The organism is Flagellimonas maritima (genome assembly GCF_003269425.1).
Lineage (GTDB): Bacteria > Bacteroidota > Bacteroidia > Flavobacteriales > Flavobacteriaceae > Flagellimonas > Flagellimonas maritima.
Genome location: NZ_CP030104.1, coordinates 1,314,882 through 1,330,724, shown reverse-complemented (window position 1 = coordinate 1,330,724; position 15,843 = coordinate 1,314,882). Strand labels below are relative to the sequence as shown.

The 15,843-nt window shown below is 37.6% G+C and carries 18 protein-coding genes; 12 read left to right on the top strand and 6 right to left on the bottom strand.

All coding sequences use genetic code 11. The features are described from left to right. Window positions 1–142: 142 nt before the first annotated feature. Window positions 143–1,651 (top strand): F0F1 ATP synthase subunit beta, encoded by a 1,509-nt coding sequence (atpD, locus tag HME9304_RS05870; RefSeq protein WP_112377694.1) that lies wholly within the window; start codon window positions 143–145, stop codon window positions 1,649–1,651. Window positions 1,652–1,732: 81 nt separating this feature from the next. Beyond that, window positions 1,733–2,011 (top strand): F0F1 ATP synthase subunit delta/epsilon, encoded by a 279-nt coding sequence (locus HME9304_RS05865; protein WP_112377693.1) that lies wholly within the window; start codon window positions 1,733–1,735, stop codon window positions 2,009–2,011. Window positions 2,012–2,113: 102 nt separating this feature from the next. Here the strand turns inward: HME9304_RS05865 and HME9304_RS05860 are convergent, their stop codons facing one another. Continuing rightward, entirely contained in the window at window positions 2,114–2,593 is a 480-nt protein-coding gene (locus tag HME9304_RS05860; RefSeq protein WP_239023396.1) for a GNAT family N-acetyltransferase, read from the bottom strand. 37 nt (window positions 2,594–2,630) lie between these two features. On the opposite strand from HME9304_RS05860, the gene HME9304_RS05855 reads away from it, so the two are divergent. From HME9304_RS05855 to bioD, 3 genes are read left to right on the top strand one after another with little or no spacing between them, the layout of a single operon-like run. Beyond that, entirely contained in the window at window positions 2,631–3,785 is a 1,155-nt protein-coding gene (locus HME9304_RS05855) for an aminotransferase class I/II-fold pyridoxal phosphate-dependent enzyme (RefSeq protein WP_112377692.1), read from the top strand. Further along, window positions 3,785–4,171: a putative signal transducing protein gene (locus HME9304_RS05850; RefSeq protein WP_112377691.1), complete on the top strand. Its 387-nt coding sequence runs from the start codon at window positions 3,785–3,787 to the stop codon at window positions 4,169–4,171. Before HME9304_RS05855 ends, HME9304_RS05850 begins: the two co-directional genes overlap by 1 nt. Beyond that, window positions 4,168–4,782: a dethiobiotin synthase gene (bioD, locus tag HME9304_RS05845; RefSeq protein ID WP_112377690.1), complete on the top strand. Its 615-nt coding sequence runs from the start codon at window positions 4,168–4,170 to the stop codon at window positions 4,780–4,782. The genes HME9304_RS05850 and bioD overlap by 4 nt, the downstream gene beginning before the upstream one ends. On the opposite strand, the gene HME9304_RS05840 is transcribed toward bioD, so the two are convergent. Further along, the gene (locus HME9304_RS05840; protein ID WP_164674776.1) at window positions 4,774–6,258 is read right to left on the bottom strand and encodes an ArnT family glycosyltransferase; all 1,485 of its coding nucleotides are present in this window, start codon (window positions 6,256–6,258) and stop codon (window positions 4,774–4,776) included. The two genes, bioD and HME9304_RS05840, sit on opposite strands and share 9 nt — an antisense overlap. A 53-nt stretch (window positions 6,259–6,311) precedes the next feature. Here HME9304_RS05840 and bioA point away from each other — a divergent pair, with 53 nt between their 5' ends. From bioA to HME9304_RS05820, 5 genes are all read left to right on the top strand, one after another. Further along, window positions 6,312–7,607: an adenosylmethionine--8-amino-7-oxononanoate transaminase gene (gene bioA / locus HME9304_RS05835; RefSeq protein WP_239023395.1), complete on the top strand. Its 1,296-nt coding sequence runs from the start codon at window positions 6,312–6,314 to the stop codon at window positions 7,605–7,607. 3 nt (window positions 7,608–7,610) lie between these two features. Next, window positions 7,611–8,906 carry a beta-ketoacyl synthase N-terminal-like domain-containing protein gene (locus HME9304_RS05830; RefSeq protein WP_112377688.1) on the top strand — a complete coding sequence of 432 codons (1,296 nt, stop codon included), beginning with the start codon at window positions 7,611–7,613 and terminating at the stop codon, window positions 8,904–8,906. A 10-nt stretch (window positions 8,907–8,916) separates the two neighbouring features. After that, window positions 8,917–9,081 (top strand): hypothetical protein, encoded by a 165-nt coding sequence (locus tag HME9304_RS16900; RefSeq protein ID WP_164674769.1) that lies wholly within the window; start codon window positions 8,917–8,919, stop codon window positions 9,079–9,081. Window positions 9,082–9,208: 127 nt separating this feature from the next. Beyond that, window positions 9,209–10,309 (top strand): biotin synthase BioB, encoded by a 1,101-nt coding sequence (gene bioB / locus HME9304_RS05825; RefSeq protein ID WP_112377687.1) that lies wholly within the window; start codon window positions 9,209–9,211, stop codon window positions 10,307–10,309. A 60-nt stretch (window positions 10,310–10,369) separates the two neighbouring features. Beyond that, window positions 10,370–11,239 (top strand): cupin-like domain-containing protein, encoded by an 870-nt coding sequence (locus HME9304_RS05820; RefSeq protein ID WP_112377686.1) that lies wholly within the window; start codon window positions 10,370–10,372, stop codon window positions 11,237–11,239. Between the two features lie 19 nt (window positions 11,240–11,258). Here the strand turns inward: HME9304_RS05820 and HME9304_RS05815 are convergent, their stop codons facing one another. From HME9304_RS05815 to HME9304_RS05800, 4 genes are all read right to left on the bottom strand, one after another. Next, on the bottom strand, window positions 11,259–11,729 hold the full coding sequence (locus HME9304_RS05815; RefSeq protein WP_112377685.1) for a regulatory protein RecX: 471 nt from the start codon (window positions 11,727–11,729) through the stop codon (window positions 11,259–11,261). 18 nt (window positions 11,730–11,747) lie between these two features. Further along, a complete protein-coding gene (locus tag HME9304_RS05810; protein WP_112377684.1) occupies window positions 11,748–12,005 on the bottom strand; it encodes a hypothetical protein in 258 nt (85 codons plus the stop codon). 84 nt (window positions 12,006–12,089) lie between these two features. After that, window positions 12,090–13,637, bottom strand: coding sequence for an Rne/Rng family ribonuclease (locus HME9304_RS05805; protein WP_112377683.1), 1,548 nt, complete (start codon window positions 13,635–13,637; stop codon window positions 12,090–12,092). A gap of 269 nt (window positions 13,638–13,906) precedes the next feature. Continuing rightward, window positions 13,907–14,197, bottom strand: coding sequence for an HU family DNA-binding protein (locus tag HME9304_RS05800; RefSeq protein ID WP_112377682.1), 291 nt, complete (start codon window positions 14,195–14,197; stop codon window positions 13,907–13,909). 122 nt (window positions 14,198–14,319) lie between these two features. Between HME9304_RS05800 and mutY the strand changes: the two genes are divergently transcribed. Together mutY and HME9304_RS05790 are read left to right on the top strand one after the other, a co-directional pair. After that, entirely contained in the window at window positions 14,320–15,357 is a 1,038-nt protein-coding gene (gene mutY, locus HME9304_RS05795) for an A/G-specific adenine glycosylase (RefSeq protein WP_112377681.1), read from the top strand. A 23-nt stretch (window positions 15,358–15,380) separates the two neighbouring features. After that, the gene (locus HME9304_RS05790) at window positions 15,381–15,839 is read left to right on the top strand and encodes a single-stranded DNA-binding protein (RefSeq protein WP_112377680.1); all 459 of its coding nucleotides are present in this window, start codon (window positions 15,381–15,383) and stop codon (window positions 15,837–15,839) included. Window positions 15,840–15,843: the final 4 nt, after the last annotated feature.

Genomic DNA, 15,843 nt, shown 5'->3' with positions numbered 1-15,843 from the left:
AAAAGGTGCTGATTGTTTCAGCACCTTTTTTGTTACTAAAAAAAGGGTTTATAAGTTTCTGTTTAAAAATGGAAAAGTATATCTTTGCAGCCGGAAAAAAAGCAGTTTTTTTCTTCGTATTCAATTAAAAATAAACACGGTAATGTCGAAAGTTACAGGTAAGGTTGCACAGATTATAGGCCCGGTCATTGATGTTGAGTTTGAATCGGGAACAGAAATCCCAAAAATTTATGATTCCCTTGAAATCAATAAAGCCGACGGTTCCAAGTTGGTTCTAGAAGTTCAATCCCACATTGGTGAAAATACAGTTCGGACCATTTCTATGGATTCAACGGATGGTTTAAGCCGGGGTGTTGAAGCACATGCTACAGGAAGTGCAATCCAAATGCCAATTGGCGAAGAGGTTTATGGACGTCTTTTCAATGTAATCGGTGATGCTATCGATGGAATGGAAAATCTCCCAAAAACTGGGGATAACGGACTGCCAATTCACAGAGAAGCGCCTAAGTTTGAAGATCTTTCCACCTCTACCGAAGTACTTTTTACAGGAATAAAAGTGATTGACTTAATTGAACCTTATGCAAAAGGAGGTAAGATTGGATTATTTGGTGGTGCTGGTGTAGGTAAAACGGTATTGATTCAGGAATTGATCAACAACATTGCAAAAGGACACGGTGGTTTATCAGTTTTTGCCGGTGTTGGAGAAAGAACACGTGAAGGAAACGATTTGCTTCGTGAGATGTTGGAATCCGGTATTATAAAATATGGTGATGATTTTTTACATTCCATGGAAGATGGTGGATGGGATTTATCCAAAGTGGATAAAAATGCAATGAAAGAATCCAAAGCGACCTTCGTTTTTGGACAAATGAACGAACCTCCAGGAGCACGTGCCCGTGTTGCGCTTTCAGGTCTTACAATTGCAGAATACTTTCGTGATGGGGCAGGCGATGGACAAGGGAAGGATGTACTTTTCTTTGTAGATAACATTTTCCGTTTTACGCAAGCAGGTTCTGAAGTTTCCGCACTTTTGGGAAGAATGCCTTCCGCGGTAGGTTACCAACCAACTTTGGCTACAGAGATGGGTGCTATGCAGGAGAGAATTACATCTACTAAAAGAGGTTCAATTACATCGGTACAAGCAGTATATGTACCTGCAGATGATTTAACAGATCCAGCTCCTGCAACAACATTTGCCCACTTGGATGCGACAACGGTACTTTCACGTAAGATTGCTGAGCTGGGTATTTATCCAGCGGTGGACCCATTGGATTCAACATCAAGAATTTTGACTGCCGAGATTTTAGGAAAAGAACATTACGAGTGTGCGCAACGCGTAAAAGAATTATTGCAACGCTATAAGGAACTACAGGACATCATTGCAATTCTTGGTATGGAAGAACTTTCAGAAGAAGATAAATTAGCAGTAGGTAGAGCAAGAAGAGTACAACGTTTCTTGTCACAACCTTTCCATGTTGCTGAGCAATTTACCGGTATTCCCGGGGTATTGGTAGACATTAAGGATACCATTAAAGGGTTTAATATGATTATGGATGGCGAGTTGGACCATCTGCCAGAATCTGCCTTTAACCTAAAAGGAAGTATCCAAGATGCAATTGAAGCTGGGGAAAAAATGCTGGCTGAAGCTTAATATAGCACAGAGTAATTAGTAGTGAGTAATCAGAACTACTCCATACTAACTACTTAATACTAACTACTTAATACTAGAGTCATGTATTTAGAAATAGTATCACCAGAAGCCACCTTATTTTCAGGAGAAGTAACTTCAGTTACTGTTCCAGGGATAAATGGTGAATTTCAAATGTTGGAGAATCACGCGCCGATAGTTTCTTTACTTCAAGAAGGCAATGTAAAGTTTCAAGGAAATATTACTATCGATGAAGATTTTCAAAATAAATTTTCCAAAGGGGCAAATGGAGAAGCCATGCTGCCTATATCCAGTGGAACTATTGAAATGAAAGAAAATAAAGTGATTGTCTTAGCAGATTAGACTATTCATAATCAAAAATGATAAAAGAAGCCGTTCAATGAGAGCGGCTTCTTTATTTTAGTGCAATAAGTGACCATTGTTTATCTTGGGTGCAATATTGCTTTAGTTCCTTAAATCCAATTGCCTTGTTTGCATACAAAGAACGTTTATTGCTGGTATCCACTTCCGTAATAATGATATCAAAACCCTTTGGCAGACTTTTTTCATCTCTTTATATAGATTTCTAAAAACACCTTTGCCTCTATAATGTTTAGCAATGCAAATTTGACCCATAACCATGTAGTTGGTGTTCATATTTACCACTTTTGAAATTTCTCTGAACATAGGTTTCAATATTTCAACAGAATCTGCAAACCTGGGATGCATGCACAACGCATAACCAATAATCAAGTCATTTTCAATAGCTAGAATATGGCCGCATGCATCATTCATCGCTTTCAAGACAACAAAAGAGTGTTCTACTGTTAAAAAACCTTGATAGGATTTTTCCTTTTCAGTTAGATTTTTGGCAAGATTTTGTTTTTGTAAAAGAAGAATTTGCTCAAGTTCCTTTTTTGAAGATGCTTGCTTGTAGGTAACCATGCGCTACAAATTTCAATAAAGATAGTACATTTGGAACATGGCAAACTTCCCCAAAAAGCTGCAGCGAAAACTTGAGAAAAGAAAGCAGGAAAACGCTTTAAGGGCGTTACCTGAACCACAGCGATTAATCGACTTTTCTTCCAACGACTATTTGGGGTTTGCAAAGAAAAAAGAGTTTTCCATACAAGCAGCAAACTTATTGGAAGAATTTGATGTCCTTAAAAATGGAGCCTCTGGCTCCCGGTTACTTACAGGAAATCATAGATTGTACAAAAAACTTGAAGACTTCCTAGCTTCTTACCATCGGTCAGCATCAGCACTGGTTTTTAACTCTGGATACGATGCAAATATTGGATTTTTCTCATCCGTACCTCAACGGGGAGATTTGGTTTTTTATGATGAATTGATACATGCCAGTATACGTGATGGCATAAAAATGGGCAATGCCAATGCCTTCAAATTTGGGCACAATAATTTGGAAGATTTGAAATTGAGTATTGAGCGTATTCTAAACACTACCGATGGCAAATCAGAGATTTATGTCGTTACCGAATCCGTTTTTTCCATGGATGGAGATTCCCCGGATTTGAAAGTATTTTTAAATTTTTGCAAAGAACACGGTTATCATTTAATTGTTGATGAGGCCCATGCTACTGGAATAATGGGAAATGGAAGAGATTTAGTCTCTGGGTTAGGTATTGAAGATGGGGTTTTTGCCAGAATCATCACTTTTGGAAAGGCCTTGGGTAACCACGGAGCCGCGGTTTTGGGAAGCTCAACGTTAAAAAAGTATTTAGTTAATTTTGCCAGGAGTCTTATTTATACTACGGCCCTTTCCCCACATACCTTGGCATCCATACTATCTGCCTATCAATATCTAGAATTAAGGGGCATAAATGAGCGGTCAAAACTACAAGAGAATATTCTTTTCTTTAAGGAAAAGGTTAAAGTGCTGAACTTAGCAAATGATTTCATAGAAAGTGATTCTGCGATCCATTGTATGATAATCCCAGAAAACGAGAAAATAAAGCAGGTTTCAAAAAACCTTCAAAAAGATGGATTTGATGTGAAGGCGATTATTTCTCCAACGGTAAAGAAGGGACGGGAACGACTAAGATTTTGTTTACATTCATATAATACTGATAAAGAAATATCAGGAGCTTTATCAAGCTTAAAAAATCTAATTGGATAATGAAACAAGAATTTTATATACTTGGCAGTTTTGAGTTTCCTGCTGATGTACAAATCATAAAAGGTAAACTTGAATCTGAGGGTATACAAGTTTTTTTAAAAGATGAGAATACTATAAACTCAGACCCATTGATCAGTGCAGCTATTGGTGGAGTAAAGTTATTGGTATATTCTGTTGATAAGGATAGGGCCAGGACAATATATGACGACATTCGTAATTATGCGACGGACAAGGATGGAAAACCTATTATCTGCCCTAACTGCAGTGCCGCTAAATCAGAAATATACTATTCAAGAAATAGTATATTTTATAAACTCTTCCCTTTTTTTGAGCCCAGAAAATATAAATGTGCACAATGTAACTTCATAACCAAACCAAACCAATGAATTTTTTTATTACCGGAATATCCACCGACGTTGGTAAGACGCTTGCTTCAGCCATAATTGTAGAAGCTCTTGAAGCTGATTATTGGAAACCTATACAGGCTGGGGACTTGGAATATTCGGATAGTCATAAAGTTAAAGAGCTAATTTCGAATAACAAATCCAAAATCCACAAGAACAGCTATGCCCTCCATACACCCATGAGTCCACACGGAGCAGCTGATATTGATGGGATAAAAATTGACTTAAAAAAAATAGTTCCGCCACAAACCGAGAATCATTTGGTTATAGAAGGAGCGGGGGGACTATTGGTTCCATTGAACAATACGGACACCATTTTTGATTTAATTCGACCAGACTATAAGGTCATTGTAGTTTCCAGGCACTATTTGGGCAGTATCAACCATTCACTTTTAACTATTGAAAAATTGCAGGAAAAAAATTTGGAGATAGGGATTATTTTCAGCGGAAATGAACACCCAACTACAGAAAGTATTATTTTGAACAAGACAGGAGTTTCATTTCTCGGCAGGATCAATGAAGAAGATGCTTTTAATAAAATGATCGTGAAGAAATATGCTGATCAGTTAAAAACCGGATTGGAATCATTCTAGTCTTTGGTAAATCAATCCTCGATCTATAGTTTTTACTAAAGTGTAATGTTGGGCCAAATATAAATCTATGTAAAAATTGAAATCTACCAATTTTTTGTCGAAAATCCTTTTCCCATTTCGTGCGACAATAATTTTTGGCTGTAAAACCTCTAAAATATAGCGCAGTTCTTGCATCCCAGTTTTTCTTGGGTTTTTCATAAATGGGAAAAGCTCTTCCCTGGCTATACTACTGGGATGCGTGGCAGCTTTGGTTGGTGGGTTTACTCCCAAAACCCAATATCCAATATGATATTCCGTAAAGAATATATTTTTGGTCTCTAAATTATTTTCACTGATATAGTTAGGAACTTCAATGCCCTCTCCGTTATAATAAGTACCCTTTTCTGTTTTATTGGAAATGATATTCACATATTCCAAGTATGCTTCAATGGGTAGCAGGAACAGCAGTAATATAATGACACCTATAAACTTTTTGGGTATAGCGGAAACCTTGCTTGCGGCTATACCCGCTAGAATCAGTAAAAAAGGATAGATTTGAATCAAATAATGCCCGTTTACTTTCCCAGCTTGCATGAAGGAAAGTAAAACCCCGATAATGATAACAGCCAGGATTTGTATGGGCTTGGATTTAAAATTTATGGTCTTTGTCTTCAATCCAACAACCAACAAAAGCAGTACTATAAAAACAAATGGTAAGGTTTTTGAAATTGAATGGTGTTTTGAACTGGAATATGCCAAAGGAGCCTCAAAAATAGATTGCCACCATGTTGATATTTCACCTTGTAAATAGTAGGGTATAGCAGTTAGTATTACCAATAAAATAAATCCTATACCTATAAAAAAAAGATGTTTGAAATACATCCAAAACTGCTTTTCATTAATTCCTTTCCAGATCAGATAAATACTCAAGATAAGTAATGGGTAAGCCATATTCAATTTTGATAGCACGGAAAGCCCAAAGCTTAAACCAACAAAAAGATACCAAACCATATGTTTTTTGGTGAACAAAACATAAATGCCCATAACAAAGAATAGAATAGAAATGTGTTCGGACATGACTCCTTGCAGACTACCAAAAAGACTTTGTAAAAAAACACAGAAAACAGCACACCAAAAAGCAATTTTTTTAGATGTCAGTTTTGTAGCAATGCAAAATGTAAAAAGAGCTGTAATTGCCACAATGAGAGTTCCAAAAAAACGAATGGCAATAAAACTTTTGCCAAAAAAATAGATAACCATTGCAAAAGACAGAAATGTTATCGGGGGTTTTAGATCCCAAAGTTCTGTGTATGGCAAATGCCCTTCTACCCACGATTGTGCCATTATGATAAAAGTACTTTCGTCCCGGTCTATATAATCCCTAAAAAAGAATGGGAATCTAATAAAAAGAGCAATCAATAATAGTAGTAGAAAAACTGTTTTCCAATTTAGATTTTTGTAATCAGGAACAAGGAATTCGTTAACCTTTTTAAGCACTTTTAGGATAGAGTTTTTTACGTTTTAATCACGATCTTTGCAAGATAGATAAATTGAAGCGTTTGACTAAACCTGTTACATCGAAAAAAATTGCCGAAAGGGACAAAAAACACTTATGGCATCCACTTACCCAACATAAAATCCATTCAGAAATGTTGGCAATTTCGAGTGCAAAAGGAACAATTCTTTACGATGAGGAAGGAAAAGAATACGTGGATGGAATTTCTTCATGGTATACATGCATGTATGGGCATTGCAATCCTTATATTCTGAAAAAAGTGAGTGCCCAGATGCAAAAACTGGATCAAGTAGTTTTCAGTGGTTTCACGCACGAACCAGCGGTAAAGCTTTCCGAAGAACTCATCAAAATCCTTCCTGTCAATCAAGAAAAACTCTTCTTTTCCGACAATGGTTCCACTGCTACCGAGATTGGGATTAAAATGGCCCTGCAATACCATTTTAATAAAGGGGAAAAACGAAATGTACTTTTGGCTTTTGATGAGGCGTTTCATGGAGATACATTTGGAGCCATGTCGGTTTCCGGTCTATCCGTTTATAATGGTCCTTTCGAGGATTTCTTTATTGAGGTGAAGCGGATTCCCGTACCAACTCCAGAAAATATTGAGGATGTTCTAGAGATACTAAAAGATAGATTGAAGAATAGTTCCGTAGCTGGTTTTATCTACGAACCTTTGGTACAAGGTGCAGCAGCAATGAAAATGCATTGCCCTGTTGGTCTTAACATGATTTTATCTCTTTTAAAAGAGCACAATGTACTCACAATTGCTGATGAGGTAATGACGGGATTCGGAAAAACCGGAAAATTTTTTGCATCCGATCACATAGAAACAAAACCGGATGTTATATGCCTTTCAAAAGCACTGACCGCAGGATTATTACCAATGGGGCTTACTACCTGTACGCAAGATGTATACAGTGCATTTTATAGTGACGAGATGGCCAAAGGATTGTTTCATGGACATACCTATACTGCTAACCCTTTGGCATGTACAGCGGCTTTGGCAGCCTTGGAATTACTCCAGACCGATGAAGTTCAGGATAATATTGAAAACATTATCCAGTGGCACAAACAATTTAATGAATCGATCAAAAATCATCCTAAAATAGCTGCTACCCGCCAATTGGGAGTTATATACGCTTTGGATTTGAACGTAAAAATGGAACGTTATGGTAATTTAAGGGACAAACTTTTCAAACATTTTATGGACAATGGTGTTTTTCTTCGCCCACTTGGAAATACTATTTATATTCTGGCACCATTTACAACAACCAAAAAAGAAATGGAACAAATTTATAGCGCTGTAAAGTCCGCCATTGAAATGATATGATTCATGTTGAAAGAACCAATTTCCATTACCGCAATAGCTTCGATTTCTTCATTAGGGGATTCTCTCGAAAAAATATGGAACTCCTATCTAAATGACAACCATAATTTATCAAAAACCAGGATTGGTGAGCAGTATGTTTGGGCATCTCCTCTGCCTGAAAACACTATATCTAAAATAGAAGCCTTAAAAAATTCTAACGATACTTATAAAAATTTGGATGAATCTGTACTTTTCGCCATTTTTTCGGCAAGAAAAGCCATTGATAGTGCAGGTTGGAGAGGCACAGTTGATTTTGGAATCAATATCGGTTCTTCACGTGGGGCGACTTCACTTTTTGAGAAATACCATGAAGAATTTCTAAAACGGGGAAAATCATCTACCTTATCTTCCCCAACAACGACCTTAGGGAATATCTCATCTTGGGTAGCGCACGATTTAAAATCCAAAGGCCCGGAAATCTCACATTCCATTACCTGCTCCACGGCATTACACGCTTTGTTGAACGGTATTGCGTGGATTCAGTCTGGCATGACAGCTAAGTTTTTGGTTGGAGGCAGTGAGGCTCCATTAACACCTTTTACCATAGCCCAGATGCAGGCTTTAAAAATTTATGCCCCCTTCGACTCCGCTCAGGGTAAAAATTTGATAGCTTCGACTCTGCTCAGCTCCCAAGGAGATAATCCAAAACAGGACAATGAGGTAGCTGAGCGTAGTCGAAGCACAGGAACAGAAAATAAGGTAGCTGAGCGTAGTCGAAGCTACCCCTGCCAAGCCTTAAATTTTAACAAGAAAAAAAACTCCATGGTATTGGGAGAAGGAGCAGCAATGGCTTGTTTGGAGAGCGGAAAACAATCAAATGCACTGGCATTGATTCAAGGTATAGGGTATGCCACGGAACCTCTAAAACATAATGTATCTATCTCTACAGATGCACAGTGCTTTCAACAATCCATGAAAATGGCTCTTGGCAGTTTATCCCCAGAAGACGTAGATGTAATTGTGATGCATTCCCCAGGAACCGTGAAGGGTGATTTATCAGAATTGAAAGCAATTGAAAAAGTGTTTTGTAAAAAATTACCTTTTTTAACTACCAATAAATGGAAAGTGGGACACACTTTTGGAGCCTCGGGGATGTTGAGTATAGAAATGGCCATTTTGATGCTCCAATATCAAAAACATATTCAACCTCCATTATATCAACAAGAAGTAAAGAAAGAATCCATACAAAGAGTAATGGTCAATGCCGTAGGGTTCGGGGGGAACGCAGTTTCCGTTTTACTTTCTAAATGGACGCCCTAAAACTTATGATATGAACAAGAGAATTATTGGTTACATTTTAATAGGTTTGGCAGCTCTGGCAATGATTTTAAAATGGACTATTTTAAAAAACAGTGAATACACACATATCCTGTGGATTTCCCAATTAATTTTTTTAATTGGAGGTTTTTTGCTCCTTAGAAATGAAAAAAAGTAAATCAGCGATAGAATATAGCTACTTATTTTTTTAGTATATTCATTCTTGTCCAAGAAGAATTAAAATCCCTGAATTATAATTTCTAGTTGAATTGGCCTATTTTTGAAAGTAGATACAGCCTAAGTTTATGAGCGAATTAAGACACAACTGGACCAAAAAAGAAATTCTAGAAATTTATAACAAACCTTTAATGGAGTTATTGTACGATGCAGCAACTGTACATCGAAAACGCCATGACCCCAATACAGTCCAAGTTTCTACCTTGTTATCCATTAAAACAGGGGGTTGCTCAGAAGATTGTGGTTATTGTCCACAGGCAGCAAGATACCATACCGATATTGAAGGAAATGATTTAATGGGTGTTGAGCAGGTAAAGGCACAAGCATTAAGAGCCAAATCTTCTGGAAGTTCAAGAGTTTGTATGGGAGCCGCATGGCGTAACGTCAAAGATGGTCCAGAGTTTGATCAGGTTCTGGAAATGGTTCGGACCATAAATAAGTTGGATATGGAGGTTTGCTGTACTTTGGGAATGATTACTGAAAATCAAGCAAAACGACTGGCCGAAGCAGGACTGTACGCCTACAATCATAATCTGGATACCTCTGAAGATTATTACAAAGATGTTATCTCCACACGAGCTTTCAAAGATCGCTTGGACACTATAGAAAATGTACGGAAAAGCAATGTAACCGTTTGTAGTGGTGGTATTATTGGGATGGGAGAGAAATTGGAAGACCGTGCAGGAATGCTGGTCGCATTATCATCATTGAACCCTCAACCAGAATCAGTTCCCATTAACGCTTTGGTAGCAGTTGAAGGAACTCCTATGGAAGATATAGAACCAATTTCAATTTGGGAAATGGTCCGTATGGTTGCCACAACTAGAATTGTGATGCCGGAAACCCAGGTTAGATTATCGGCAGGCCGAACCGAAATGAGCAGGGAAGGGCAGGCTATGTGCTTTTTTGCCGGGGCCAATTCCATTTTTGCCGGCGATAAATTGTTGACGACCCCTAATCCAGATGTAAATGAGGATATGGAAATGTTTAAGCTATTGGGGTTGAATCCACAAAAACCCTTTACCAAAATTTCACAGCCCAAAACAGTTGAATCCGCCGATTCCCAATACCAATCATTGGGTGAAAAACCAAAATGGTCACGGCCAGGGCATACCATTGAGCGAAACGAAGAGGCAAAGCAAAAAGCTAAATTGGTCTCAGAGGATTAACCTTTGGGATACAGTTTAAAAACCTTTTAGTAATTTTACTGTTTCAAAATACTTTAAATTTTGGAACTTGACCTTAAACAAATCCCCAGAGTAAAGACACTTTCCAAAGAGGAGTTTCTTTCAGAATACTTCAAACCACAAAAGCCAGTTGTAATTGAACGCTTTATTGAGGACTGGCCCGCATACTCCAAATGGAATCTTGATTATATCAAAGAAGTTGCCGGACAAAAGACGGTTCCGTTGTATGATGACAGGCCCGTAAAACATGACGAAGGCTTTAACGAGCCGCATGCTACAATGAAGATGTCGGATTATGTCAATCTTCTAAAAACCGAGCCGACCAAGTTCAGAATTTTTCTTTGGAACATATTGAAGGAAGTGCCCCAGTTACAAAAGGATTTTACATACCCGGATTTCGGGTTGCGTTTGATGAAGGGATTGCCCATGCTTTTTTTTGGAGGTTACGATTCCCACACTTTTATGCATTACGATATCGACCTTGCAAATATTTTCCATTTTCATTTTGAAGGGAAGAAACAATGTATTCTTTTTCCTCAATCCGAAACCAAGTTTCTCTATAAAATCCCGCATTCACTTATTACACGGGAAGATATTGATTTTGCCAATCCTGATTTGGAAAAATGGCCTGCGCTAAAAAATGCAAAAGGCCACATTGCTCAGTTGGAGCATGGTAATGTTTTATATATCCCAGAAGGATACTGGCATCATATGAAGTATATTACGCCAGGTTTTGCAATGAGTTTACGGGCTATCGCTAGAAAGCCGCAAAATTTTGGGAAAGCGGTCTATAATATTCTGTTTATGCGTCACTTTGATGGTGTCATGCGAAGAATCAAAGGGCAAAAATGGATTGATTGGAAGAATGAACGGGCAATTACGCGCACCCATAATCTCCTATTTGGAAAATGATTATGGATATACCTAATATTTATATCAGTTCCCTAAGTTTTTCATAAACCAAATTACTTTCCCAACCACGGTAGAGTAAATAATCGGCGAGCTTCTTTCTTCTTTTTAAAATATTGGATTCACTGATTTGTGCCAATCGCTTTTTGGCCAGCTCATCGAGAGTGGTATGATAATCTTGCTCGTTTATTTCTGATAATGCACTATTTATATTATATCTGGAGATCTGACGAAATTTGAGTTCATTGATAATTCTGTTTCTGCCCCATTTTTTTATGTTGAACTTTCCTCTGGCAAAACTTTTGGCAAAACGTTCCTCGTTCAAATAATTTTCCTGGATAAGATGGGTCATGATTTGATCCACTGCTTCGGGAATCATGCGCATTGCCCTTAATTTTTCCTGTACGTCCTTATGGCACCGCTCTTGATAAGCACAATAACTTTCCAACTTTCTTTTTGCTTCGGTAAGGCTATACGCTCTATTGTGTGTCAAATCGATAAAAAAAAGGGTTTATGATTTTTCTCTTAAATCTAGCTCGGCCTGCATTTGTTTGGCCTGTTTTAGATTGAACAGAATTATTGGGATTGAAGAAAAAGCTACTACTAAAAGGGCCAACATTGAATTGTTCTTCTTGACTATTAAAAGATATAGGACTACAACCAATAGCAATATGGAGGTTCCTGCCAGCATACCTACAATTACCTTTATGGTCTTTATTTTTTGTCTTAACTCGTTAGAGGACTGAGATTCCAATTTTTCTTTTTCCATTGTAAATCAGATAGGCTTTATAAGCGGTTTCAATATACTAAAAACAAAAAAAGCGACCCCATCTCTGGAGTCGCTTTGTATTTATTATCTTATGGTTTTACCGTCTTTATCCTTAAAACGATATTCAAGGTAAGTATAAGCATCTCTGGGTTGGATCTTAACCCATTTCTTATATTCCACAAACCACTTATAACGTGGAGATGGAAATCCTTTTGTAAGATAAGCCGCTATAAAGGGATGTATGTTCAGAACAACACCATTGTTCTTCTGATTTCCTTTCATAATTCGCTCTAAATCATGATTGATTTTATCTATCAACACGATAGGAGCCTCTACTTCGGCACCTGAACCATTGGGATTTTCCTCACTGGTCTTGATGTTCATTTCTGGACGAACCCGTTGTCTGGTAATTTGAACCAGACCAAATTTACTTGGTGGCAAAATCTTGTGTTTTGCCCTATCGTCCTTCATTTCGTCTCTTAAGTGATCAAACAATTTTCTTCTGTGATCACCTTTGACCATATCGATGAAATCAATAACGATAATTCCACCCATATCGCGCAGTCTAAGTTGTCTTGCAATTTCGGATGCTGCGGAAAGATTAACTTCCAAAGCAGTATCCTCTTGATTTTTAGCCTTGTTGGAACGGTTACCACTGTTCACATCAATTACATGAAGTGCTTCAGTATGTTCTATCACAAGATATGCTCCGCGACTCATGGAAGCCGTACGGCCAAAAGAGGTCTTGATCTGGCGCTCAATTCCAAATTTTTCAAATATAGGGGACGAGCCAGAATATAATTTTACAATAGACTCTTTTTGGGGCGCAATTTCATGCAAATAATCTTTGATTTGATTGTAAAGTGTTTCATCGTCAACATGTATTCCAGTAAAGGAATCGTTGAACACATCTCTTAGTATGGAAGAGGCCCTGTTGAGCTCTATCAAAACTTTGGATGGATGGGATGCTTTTTGCAATTTCATGCACATTGTCATCCATTTGGATGACAAGTTCTGAAGATCTCTATCCAGTTCTGCAACTTTTTTGCCTTCTGCAACGGTACGTATAATAACTCCAAATCCTTTTGGCTTAATACTTTTTACAAGTCTTATAAGCCTATCTTTTTCTTCCTTGCTCCCTATTTTTTGTGATACGGAAACACGGTCAGAAAATGGGACCATGACCAAGTAACGTCCCGCTAGTGAAAGCTCTGAACTAATTCTTGGTCCTTTGGTTGATATGGGTTCTTTTACAATTTGTACCAATAATGACTGATTGGCCTTAATAACTTCGTTAATACTGCCATTCTTGTCTATATCTTTTTCAAATGGAAAATTTTTTAGCGAAAAGTCCTTGAGCTTTCCTGTCCTAACTTTTTTAATGAATTGTAACATGGAGGACAATTGTGGTCCCAGGTCATGGTAATGCAGAAATGCATCTTTTTCATAACCTACGTTTACGAATGCCGCATTTAAACCAGTGACGGGTTTTCTTATCTTGGCTAGGAAGATATCCCCAACAGAAAAGTTGTTGTCATCCTCATCTTTATGCAATTCTATTAATTTTCCATCTTTTAGTAAGGCAAAATCGACTGCATCAGGACTAGATCTTACGATTAATTCTCTATTCACCTGAATCGATTTTAATTTATCCGTCTAATGATCGGGATAAATGATTAAAAAATATATGTAGATCGGTTTTATTGCAAACCGACTGAAATTCTTTTGTTGAATCTCTATGTCAAAGAACGTTTGTGCTTAAAATGAAAAAGTAGTTGTTACAACTACTTTTTCTTGTGTCGGTTAGCTCTCCTGCGCTTTTTACGCTTATGGGTAGCTACCTTGTGTCTTTTTCTTTTTTTACCACTCGGCATATGGCTCTTTCTTTTATATTAATTATATTATTTTACTTGAACGTTGCTTTTTACACCCTCAACAAAAACCTTTGCGGGTTTAAAGGCAGGTATGTTGTGCGCAGGGATTTTTATGGTAGTGTTCTTTGAAATGTTTCTACCGGTCTTTTCTGCTCTCGTCTTTATGATAAAGCTCCCAAAACCTCTTAAATAAACATTATCACCATTCTCCAATGAAGTTTTTACCTCCTCCATAAAAGATTCAACTGTTGCTTGTACGTCTCCTTTTTCAATACCTAGTTTTTCCGAGATTCTAGTTACAATATCTGCTTTCGTCATTTCGTATTATTATTTTCTTATTTTTTAGGCTTGCAAATATAAAAATTAAAATTAATCTTTTGTTTAAACCCTTTAATTTTAAGTATATAAACTATTACATTTAACCATTAGTATTTTCCTTGATGTCTTTTTCCCAAAAAATTTTGAAATGGTACAGTGAGCATAAGCGTGAACTTCCATGGAGATCAACCAATGACCCCTATAAAATTTGGCTTTCAGAGATTATGCTGCAGCAAACACGTGTTGCCCAAGGAACACCCTATTATCATAAGTTTTTAAAGGCTTTCGCAACAGTTTACGATTTAGCAAATGCTGAAGAAGAACAAGTACTAAAACTTTGGCAAGGTCTGGGATACTATTCCAGAGCTAGAAACCTCCATGCTACGGCAAAAATTGTGGTTGAAGAGTATAAAGGAAAATTTCCCACTACCTATAGAGAGCTCAAATCATTGAAAGGTGTTGGGGATTATACTGCCAGTGCCATAGCTTCAATATGTTTTAATGAGCCAGAACCTGTTGTAGATGGGAATGTTTATCGCGTGCTGGCCAGATATTTTGGTGTGGATTTGCCCATTAACAGTACAAAGGGAATCAAATACTTTAAAGAATTGGCGCGCGAAGTAATGGATGCCAATAATATTCGGGACTATAATCAGGGCATCATGGAATTTGGAGCAATTCAATGCGCTCCCAAGAAACCGTACTGCTTGTTATGTCCTTTGAACAATAGTTGTGTGGCGCTTCAAGAAAACAAAGTGAGTGCCCTGCCCGTAAAGCTCAATAAAACAAAAGTTAAGAATAGGTTTTTTAACTATTTGGTTTTTCAGGACGATACAGGAAAGACTATGCTCGAACAACGAAAAGGCAGGGGTATCTGGCAGAACCTATATCAATTTCCCCTGTTGGAATCCGAAAGGATATTGGATAAATCAGAAATAAAAGCACTCATAAAACACCAAAAGGGAATTCCCAAGCACAATAGTACCCTATTGTATAACGAGCAACCTATAGTCCACAAACTTTCCCATCAACACCTGTATACCAAATTTTGGATTTTAAATACAGAAGATGCTTTAAAAGATGGAGTTTCTTGGGAAAATATCAGTTCTTTTCCAGTTCCTGTTTTGATTGCCGATTTCATTAAGACATATAAAATTTAGTACTTTTGACAAATTAAAGAATTATGAGCGGAACATTGAACAAAGTGATGCTGATCGGGCATTTGGGAGACGAGGTCAAAATCCATTATTTTGAAGGAGGAAACTGTATTGCAAGGTTTCCTTTGGCCACCAACGAAACATATACCAACAAGCAAACAGGGGAAAGGGTCACCAACACCGATTGGCACAACATTGTCATAAGAAATAAAGCTGCGGAAATTTGCGAAAAGTATTTGAGCAAGGGTGATAAGGTATATCTGGAAGGAAGGTTAAAAAATAGACAATGGCAAGGAGAGGACGGCAACACCAGATACACTACGGAAGTACACGTTCAAGATTTTACTTTCTTGTCCACAAAGAAAGAAAGTACGGAGAACGCACAGCAACCAGCTGGTAAAGTAGCACAGAATGAACCCGTAAGATCAACGACCGGTCCCTCTGGTACCGAAAAACCTGAACAGGACGATGACCTACCATTCTAAAACT